Genomic DNA, 10,149 nt, shown 5'->3' with positions numbered 1-10,149 from the left:
GTGACCGTCACCTTATCCGCCGGCAGCGGCTACGATGCAGATGACAAGACGGTCACGGTCCCCGTGACCGACGATGATACGGCGGAGTTCACCCTCGGCGATGACGATAACTTGACCTTGAACGAAGGCGACGCCACCGGAGACAGTTTCACGGTGCTGCTGGCGACGAGGCCATCGGCGGAAGTCACGGTGACCGTGACGACATCGAATAGCGATGTCACCATCGATACCGACCCGAGTATGGCGGGCAACCAGAATACGATGACCTTCCAAGCATTCGACTTTCGTACCAACCCCTTTTTTACGAAGCCTTGGTATCAATCCCAAACGGTCACCCTCGTCGCCGCCCATGACGACGATAAGACCATGGACTCCGCCACCATCACCATCACCGCCGCCGGCGGGGATTACAACGGATTGAGCACGACCGTCTCGGTGCCCATCATCGATGACGATACCCCCCGGGGAGATATTCTGGTCTTTCCGAGGGATACGCTCGATATCGAGGAGGGCGAGTCGAACTTCCTCGATATCCGCTTGTCGGATCGCCCGGCGGAGAATGCGAGGATCTCGCTGTCGAAGACCAACTCGGATATCACGATTGCCCCCGCCTCTTTGACCTTCACCGTTTCGAACTACACCGCTGCGCAAAGGGTCACCGTTTCCGCCGCCGAGGACAGCGATGCGGACGACGAGATCGATACCATCACCTTGAGCGCATCGGGGGGCATCGTTGCGCCTGCCGTTGCAAAACCGGTCACCATCGCCGATGACGACCTTCCGACGGGAGCGATTCGAATCACCCCGGCCGGAACGCTGTCGATCCCCGAAGGGGAATCCAAGGAACTCTTCGCCAGCCTGAGCACCGCCCCGGATTCGAACGTGAATATCCAACTGTCGAAAAGCAATCCGGATATCACCTTGATCCCCAACTTCTTGGATTTCACCCCCTCGAACTATGACACCCCGCAATCGATCACGGTCGTTTCCAGGCATGACCTCGATACCGACAACGACTCCGAGACCATCACCTTCTCGCAGGCCGCCGGGGGAATCATCCTGCCCAATGCGACCAAGGCCGTCACCATCATCGACGACGACTCCCCGACGCCGACCCCCCAAGGAACCATCCTTCTCTCCCCTTCGGAGGGGCTGACCCTCGACGAGGGCGGCACCCGTCAACAAATCGATGTCAGTCTCTCGGTCGAACCCGATGCCGGTGTCACGGTCTCGCTTTCGAGGACGAATCCGAACCTAGAGTTGGACAAGACCTCCCTCGCCTTCACCCCCTCGAACCACGCCGAGCCGCAAACGATCACCTTGCGCGCCATCGATGACGACGATTCGACCGACGACACCATCACCATCACCCTCGAGGCCTCGGGGGGGATCGACGCTCCCCCGGCGACGATTGAGGTCACCGTCAACGACGACGACCCGCCGCCCGTAGCGCCGGTTTTCTCCTACCCCGGGGGCATCCTCGTCACCCCTTCGGGACCGGCGGATATCCCCGAGGGCGGGCGGTTATCCCTCCTCGTCAGCCTCGATACCGAGCCTGCGGAGAACTTGACCGTCTCCTTGTCGAAGTCGAATCCCGATTTGACCCTGTCCACGGACTCATTGGTCTTCACCCCCTCGAACTGGAATGTGCAGGTGAAGGTCGATATCACCGCCGCCGACGATGCCCGCGCGCTGAGCGATACCGATACCATCGTCTTTTCCGCCCTCGGTCGCACCCTCCATCGCCTTGCCCTATCCGTCTTGGACAACGACGCCGACATCCTCTATCGTCCGCAAACCCTCGAAATCCCCGAAGGGGGGGTGGGCACCCTCTTCATCAGACCATCCAAGATGCCGTCGGCGGAGCGACCCATCGTCGTCAGATTGCTGAGCCGGAACGGTTTCGTCAGTTTTTATCCGCCCTCTTTGACCTTCACCCCTTCGAACTGGGAGGTGGAGGCGCCGGTGAATCTCTTCGCCATCGTCGATGAGAACACCATCGACGAATACGAATCGATCTCCATCGAGGCCACCGGCGGGTCGTTCCACTTGTCGACGATGCTCATCCTGATCAAAGACAACGAAACCGTGGCCAACCCCGACTGGGAAGTCAAATCCAGAGCCTTGGCGATCCCCCCGACGAGCGCTCAGGACACCGCCTCCATCCGCATCAGATGCAACCAAGACACCCCTTGCAGGGTCTTCCTCGATTGTTCGACCCAGGCCGGCAGGGTCTTGCGGGGGTATCTGCCCCAGATTCAGGCCGGGGCGACCTCGACCGTGGTCTCGGGCTATATCCAACGGCAAGTCGGGGCGTGGAGCGGGTGGGAGGGAAGGCTGGGCTGCTCCTTGTTGAGCGAGGACGATATCAGCGCCCAAGTGTGGACGCGCTCCGGGGATGGCGTGCTCGTCAACAACAGCGCGGTGATTCGAAGCGTGCCGGTGGGGGATATCCATCGAGCGGATATCGAGTCGATCCCCTCGCCCGATGCCTTCGATCTTTCGAATATCCGCATTCGCTGCGACTCGCCGAGCGGGGACTGCACCCGAACCGCTTTCGTGTGCTATACCGATGACGGCAAGCGATACGAGACCGAACTGGGGGATATCCTTCGCTGGGCCACCAGACACCTGCAATCGGAGGAGTTGGCGAATCTTCTGGGTCACAGGTGGCCGGGGTTGGGTCTTTCCTGCGAGGTACGCTCCGACGGACAGTTCACCGCCCAAATCCTGACCCGAACCGGAGGCGGCGGAGCGCTGGTCAACAACAGCGCAACGGGGCGATGAATTCGAGCCTTATGACGAAGAGCCGAGCGTTCCATTTGCCTCGGCGGTGGTATGATAAAAATCAATGACAATCCGAGGCGTGCATTCGATACCTGCCGCCCATGAAATCGAGGCAGGTCTCTTTCTATCGATTTCGATGCATGCCTCGCCCCACCCAAAGGAGTGAACCGATGCCATCGATGACCTTGCGACAATCCAAAAACCCGGAGAATGTATCGTCCTTGCCGTCGATCGCCCTTCGACGCCTCATCGAATGCGTTCGGGCGTTCGGGCATCCGGGCATTCGCTCGGTATTTTCGAAAGCCGAATCCTTGGCTGTCCCGAATAAAAACGCAAATCGTGCCGATGGTCTCGAAGAGCCCGAAGGCTCCACTCTTGTAAAGAAGAGCCGGTTCACCCGGCCGGCCATCACGATCGGCGCGGGGATCGTATTGACACTTGCAATGGTTCAATCGGTGTTCGCAGACTACATCATGCACTTTCAAACCGGACCAAATTCATATTCCTCCCAAATCGACGTCGATGAGGGAGAGACACAAGAATTCGATATGCGTTTTACACGGAGTGATTCGGATAACGCCAATGTGACATTTACATTGGAACTTAAAAATAAGGATTCGGATGACGACAAACTCGTTAGATTAAACACGAAAACCCTCTCTTTCAATACTTTTTCTTGGTTCTATGAAAGAGGTAGCGAACAAGCAACCGCACGTGGTGTCTCATTCACCGCTTTTCATGATGCCAACAACACCAATGATTGCGTAGATATCGAGATAACAAACAATCGAAATAATGAGAACCGTACTATGACAGTATGCAATAAAGATGACGATGATTTCAATGCCACGGGGACGATCGATATCACCCCTGCCGGAACATTGAACATCACCGAGGGAGCATCGCAATCGCTCTCGGTCAAACTCAGCGCCCCTCCGAATCATCCCATGACGGTCTCTATAGCAACGAGTAGCGATAGACTTTTGAGCGTCTCTCCGGCCTCATTGAACTTCACCACCTCGAACCACTCCACCGCACAAACGGTTACCCTCACCGCCGACCATGACGACAATGCCTATAACCACCCTAACGAGAAGATCACCTTCACGGCTAGTAAGGAAGGGTTCGATGCCCCTGATGTCACAAGGACGGTCAGCATCACGGATGACGAGAGTGCGGGGTTCGATATCGTTCCCGCCTCCTTAGAGATCAACGAGGGCGGACAAGGTACTTTTCAGGTGCGACCCAAGACACGACCGTCGCAGAATATCACGGTGTCGCTCACCCCGGACGCCGATATTTCCGTCAACCCGACCTCGTTGACCTTCAATCAATACGGCCAACCAGACGCTTGGAATCAATATAAAACGGTAACCGTCTCGGCGCGCCATGATCCCGATATCGATGATGACTCCTATTCTGTCAAAGTCTCAGGGGCTAGCGGCGATTATGATGGCGTATCGAGGAACGTCACCATCAATGTCAACGACGACGACAAGGCATCGGGGACCATTCAGATCACCCCGTCCGGAACGCTGAATATCGAAGAGGGCGAATCGGGAGGGACTCTTTCGGTCTCTCTCAGCACAGTCCCGAGCGCGGATGTGACGATTTCTCTTTCGAATACGAATTCGGATGTGACCCTTGCTCCCACTTCCTTGACCTTCACCACCTCGAACTATTCCACCGCGCAAACGGTCACCGTTTCGGCAAGGGAAGATGCCGATGCCGTCAACGAGACCGATACCATCACCTTGAGCGCCTCGGGGGGCATCATCGCCCCCGATGTCACCAAGCCCGTCTATATCACCGACGCCGATGCACTCTCGGGAACGATGCAGGTCACCCCGACGGGGACGCTGAGCATCGAAGAGGGCAGCACCGGCACCCTCCAAATCAAGCTGAGCGCGACCCCGACCAGGGACGTGATCGTCCACCTTTCGAAGACCAATCCGGATATAACGCTCTCCCCGGCATCCTTGACCTTCACCGCTTCGAACTATTCCACCGCGCAAAGTGTCACCCTTTCCGCCGCCGATGACGACGATACGGATCATGAGAGCGATACGATCACCTTGAGAGCATCGGGCGGGATCATCGCACCGAACGTCACGGTATCGGTGGCCATCACCGACGACGACGCTCCTTCGAGCGCGATCGAGGTCACCCCGACAGGAACGCTGTCCGTCGGCGAGGGCAGTTCGGGCACCCTCTCGATCAAACTCGGGGCCGCCCCGAATGCGAATGTAACAATCTCTCTATCGAAAACGAACTCGAACATAACCCTCTCCCCGGCCTCATTGACCTTCACCGTTTCGAACTATTCCACCGCGCAGCAGGTCACCGTTTCCGCCGCCGAGGATGCCGATACGGATCATGACAGCGATACGATCACCCTGAGCGCATCGGGAGGCATCGACGCCCCGGATGTCGCGAAAGCCGTGGCCATCGTCGACAACGATCTGCCATCGGGCACGATCGATATCACCCCGGCCGGGACACTATCCGTCAACGAGGGCGATTCGGGGACCCTCTCGGTCAGCCTGTCGGCGGCTCCGAATGCGGATGTGACGGTCTCGTTGTCGAAGACCAACGACGATGTGACCCTCTCACCGGCATCGTTGACCTTCACCACCTCGAACTACTCGACGGGGCAAGCGGTCACCCTTTCCACCGCCGCAGACGACGATGCGAGCGACGATACCGACATCATCACCTTGACGGCATCGGGAGGCATCGACGCCCCGAATGCCACGATAGGGGTCGTCATCGCCGACGACGACACACCCTCGGGGGCGATCGAAGTCGACCCCGGAACGCTGAATATCACCGAAGGCGATTCGCTGACCTTCGATGTCAGTCTCGACACCGCCCCGAAAGCGGATGTGACTATCTCCTTGTCGAATGTGAACTCGGATGTGACTCTTGATCCGACCTCCTTGACCTTCACCCCCTCGAACCACTCCACCGCGCAAAGGGTCAGCCTTTCCGTGGACGAAGATGACGATACCGACTACGAATCCGACAGGATCACCCTGAGCGCATCGGGGGGCATCGTCGCCCCGGACCTCAAGATATCGGTGAACATCGCCGACAACGACCTGCCTTCGGGCCAGATTCAGGTCACCCCGGTGGGGGCCTTGAGGGTCGGCGAGAACGGCTCGAATACCTTCGATGTCAGTCTGTCGGTCGCTCCGAATGCGGATGTGACGATCTCCTTGTCGAAGACCAACAACGATGTGGTCCTCTCTCCGGCCTCCTTGACCTTCACCCCTTCTAACTATTCCGTCTCGCAAACGCTCACCGTTTCCGCCGCCGACGACGACGATCGGATCAACGACACCGACACCATCACCTTGAGCGCCTCGGGGGGCATCGAGGCCTCGGAGGTCACGAGGTCGGTCAACATCATCGACGATGACTCCCCCTCGGGAGGGATTCTGATCAATCCGTCGACGACACTGGACGTCGCCGAGGGCGGATCGAGCACATTCACGGTCGTTCTCACGACTCAGCCGAGTGCGGATGTGACGGTCTCTTTGTCGAAGACCAATTCGGATGTGAGCCTCTCCCCGAACGCTTTGACCTTTACGACTTCGGATTTCGCCACCCCGCAGACAATCACCCTTTCCGCCGCCCCGGATGCCGATGCCACCGACGATACCGACACGATCACCGTGAAGGCGTCGGGGGGCATCAGAGCACCGGATGCCACGATCTCGATCAATATCGAGGATGACGACTTGCCGTCGGGAGCGATTCGGATCACCCCGGCAGGAACGCTTTCGGTAGACGAAGGGCAATTTGGCGATCTCAATATCAGTCTAAGCGCCGCCCCGACGGGGTCTGTGACGGTTAGGGTTTCGACTCAAAACGGGGACATCATCACCTTCACCCCGGCTTCACTGACATTCACCTCCTCGGATTACGACGTCGAGAAAACGGTCAGGGTCACCGCGACTGAAAATACCGATGACGTGAACGGTTCGGCAACGCTCACCTTCGAAGCCACCGGAGGAGGAATCACCATTCCGGCGGTGACCAAAGCCATCACCGTCATCGATAACGATTCCTCGACACCGACTCCCGATGGAACCATCCTTCTCGACCCTTCGGGGTCGCTGACGATAACCGAGGGTGCTGAAACGACGCGGCCGATCAACGTCAGCCTCTCGACCCAACCCAAAGGAAATGTCACCATTACGCTCTCGACGAATAATGAAGACCTGCAGTTTGATCCGAGTTCGCTGAGCTTCGACCCCTCGAATTACTCGCAGCGGCAACAGTTGACGATCCGCAGCATGAGCGATGACGACTCGACCAACGATTCCGCGACCCTCACCTTGGAGGCCGGCGGAGGAATCACGGCCCCGGCGGCAACGATGGAGATCACCGTCATCGACGACGATGCGGGTACCGCACCACCCTCCTCCTACACCGGGGGGATCATCGTCACCCCTTCGGGTCCCGCCGATATCTCCAAAGGCGAACGACTTCCGCTGCGCATCAGGCTCGATACCGAACCCACCGAGGACGTGACTATCTCCTTGTCGAATGAGAACCCCGATCTGACCCTCTCGGCACAATCCGTAACCTTCACCCCCTCGGACTGGAGGACCCAAGCCGAGGTCGATATCATCGCTGCCGAATACGCCGGGGCGTCGAACAATACCGACACCATCGTCTTTTCCATCCCGGGTCGAATGCTCCACAGTTTCCAACTGGCCATCACGGATCGGAACGCCGGCATCTTTTACCGTCCGCAGTCCTTTGAAATGCTCGAAGGCGCGGTCGAGACCCTCTTCATCAGGCTCTCTCGGGCACCGTTCGAGCCCGTGGTCATCCGATTGACGAGCCGGAACAGCCTCCTCGCTTTTCACCCGACCTCCTTGACCTTCGATCCTTCGAACTGGGATGCGGAAGTAGAGGTGAGCATCTTCGCCGACATCGATGCCGATACCTCGGACAATAGCGATACGATCATCATCGATCCCCTCGGCGATGATTTCCATACGGCGACGGTGGATATCGAAATCAAGGACGACAAGGCCGAGCCCAACCCCGACTGGCCGGCCAAATCCAAGGCATTGGCGATCCCCCCGACGAGCGCTCAGGACACCGCCTCCATCCGAGTCAGGTGCAAGCAAGACACCCCCTGCAAGATCTTCCTCGATTGCTCGAGCCAAGTCGGCAGCATCCTGCGCGGGCATCTACCCGATATTCAGGCTTGGGGGACCTCGATCCTGGATCCCGACTCTATCCAACGACAGACCGGAGCGATGGGGGCGTGGAGGGGGCGGCTCGGCTGCTCTTTGTTGAGCGAGAGCGATATCAGCGTCCAAGTGTGGACGCGCTCCGGGGATGGCGTGCTGGTCAACAACAGCGCGGCCATTCGAAGCGTGATGGCCGGTGAGGTCTATCGAGCGGATATCGAATCGATCCCCTCGCCCGATTCCTCGGATCTATCGAATATCCGCATTCGCTGCGATTGGCAACAGGCTTGTACCGAGACCGCTTTCGCGTGCTACACCGATGACGGACAACGATACGATGCCGAGTTGGAGGATATCCCTCGCATGACCACCCGCCATCTGCAAACGGAAAAGTTGGCGAGCATGCTGAATCACAGATGGTCCGATTTGGGTCTTAGTTGCGAGTTGCGATCCAAGGGACGATTCACCGTCCAAGTCCTGACCCGCACCGGAGGCGGCGGAGCGCTGGTCAACAACAGCGCCACCGGCGAATGAGGGGTTGGATCGAATCGACGCAAGGCAATCTGCTCGAAGCCGATGCCGAAGCCTTGGTCAATACGGTCAACTGCGTAGGCGTGATGGGAAAGGGTATCGCCTTGCAGTTCAAACAGGCCTTCCCGGAGAACTTCCTCGCTTATGCAAGGGCGTGCAAAGGTCAGGAAGTGAGACCGGGAAGGATGATGGTCTTCGAAACCGACGAAATGCTGAACCCGAGATATATCATCAACTTCCCGACCAAACGCCACTGGAGGGATAGGTCGAGGATGGAAGACATCGAGACCGGGCTGGTGGATCTGATCGCCCAAGTGGAAGAATTGAATATTCAATCCATTGCCATCCCGGCTCTGGGTGCCGGGCTCGGGGGATTGGATTGGTCCCGAGTGAGGCGATGCATCGAGGATGCTTTTACGGGGCTGCCCGATACGAAGGTACTGTTATTCGAGCCCAAAGGTCGGACGTAAGGGTTGAATCCATAAGGCGGCGAGGGTTATCGCTGCCATTCATCAATAGGTTAAAACTCGCCTATCTCCCTGCAAGAGGCGGGGTTGCCCCCTTGGGATCGATATTCGAAAAACCGGCGCTCGGTGATATCTCGGGGCTTTTACTTCCGGCGGCCGGGCTTTGCGCGGTGAGCGGCTTCGGATCCCGTCTAGCTTCCCGTCCATCTAATGCCCGGTGATTGCGGGGAAGGCGATCAGCAAGCCCACCGCCAATATTTGCAGGACGATGAAAGGCACCATCGAACGGAATATCTCTCCCAATGAGATATCCGGCGGGGCGACGCTCTTGAGATAGAAGGCGGCGGGTCCGAATGGCGGGGACAGGAAACTCACCTGCATATTCATCGCAAACACCACTCCGAACCAGATCGGGCTATAGCCCAGACCGATCACGATGGGGACGAAGATCGGCATCGTCAACAGGGCGATCCCGACCCAATCGAGAAACATCCCCAGGATAAAGAGGATCAGCATCATGAAGAGGATCACGACCACCGGGGTTTGCGAGATGCCGGTGATCAATCCGGAGACGAAGGAGATCCCGCCCATCAGGTTGAATACCCCGACGAGGGCCGAGGCGCCGATGCCGATCCAAACGATCATCCCCGTCGTTCGAAGGGTTTGCATCGCGGCGGATTGCAGCATCGACCATGAAAATTCTCCGCGGACGATCGTCGAGAGCAAAACGCCGAAGGCTCCGACCGCCGAGGCTTCGGTCACCGAGGCCACCCCGCCGTAGATCGAACCCAACACCATGAACACCACGATGAAGGGAAGGATCAATCCCTTGATCTTCGATCGTTTCTCCGCCGGTGTCATATCGTCCTCCTCGTCGACCGGTGGAGCGACATCGCCGGTATAGGCACGAAAGAGGATATAGGCCACATAGAACGAGGCGAGCATCAAGCCGGGGATGAAGGCCGAAGTGAACAGGTCGCCGATCGAGACATTGGCCGTCAGGCCGTAGATGATCAAGACGATCGATGGCGGCACCATGGTTCCCAGAGAACCGCCCGCGCAAACGGTGCCGATGGCCAATCTGCGGTCGTAGCCCAGGCGCAGCATTTGGGGCAGAGCGAGCATCCCCAACAGGACGATCTCCCCGCCGA

General features: G+C 58.3%; 4 protein-coding genes. 3 read left to right on the top strand and 1 reads right to left on the bottom strand.

From position 1 onward, the window contains the following. The 3 genes from BF99_RS23495 to darG form a co-directional block, all read left to right on the top strand. Positions 1–2,787 (top strand): hypothetical protein (locus BF99_RS23495; protein ID WP_197019183.1); only part of this gene is annotated, 2,787 nt, incomplete at its 5' end. A gap of 548 nt (positions 2,788–3,335) precedes the next feature. After that, the gene (locus BF99_RS0115700) at positions 3,336–8,534 is read left to right on the top strand and encodes a beta strand repeat-containing protein (protein ID WP_156013387.1); all 5,199 of its coding nucleotides are present in this window, start codon (positions 3,336–3,338) and stop codon (positions 8,532–8,534) included. Next, a complete protein-coding gene (gene darG, locus BF99_RS21210) occupies positions 8,531–9,001 on the top strand; it encodes a type II toxin-antitoxin system antitoxin DNA ADP-ribosyl glycohydrolase DarG (protein ID WP_038098677.1) in 471 nt (156 codons plus the stop codon). The genes BF99_RS0115700 and darG overlap by 4 nt, the downstream gene beginning before the upstream one ends. Positions 9,002–9,205: 204 nt before the next feature. Here the strand turns inward: darG and BF99_RS0115690 are convergent. After that, the coding region (locus tag BF99_RS0115690) for a TRAP transporter large permease (protein ID WP_025771730.1) at positions 9,206–10,149 on the bottom strand (944 nt) is incomplete at its 5' end.

This window comes from Thioalkalivibrio sp. HK1, assembly GCA_000583135.1.
Lineage (GTDB): Bacteria > Pseudomonadota > Gammaproteobacteria > HK1 > HK1 > HK1.
Note: the sequence above shows the minus strand (reverse complement) of the source record. Positions and strands in the feature narration are given on the sequence as shown.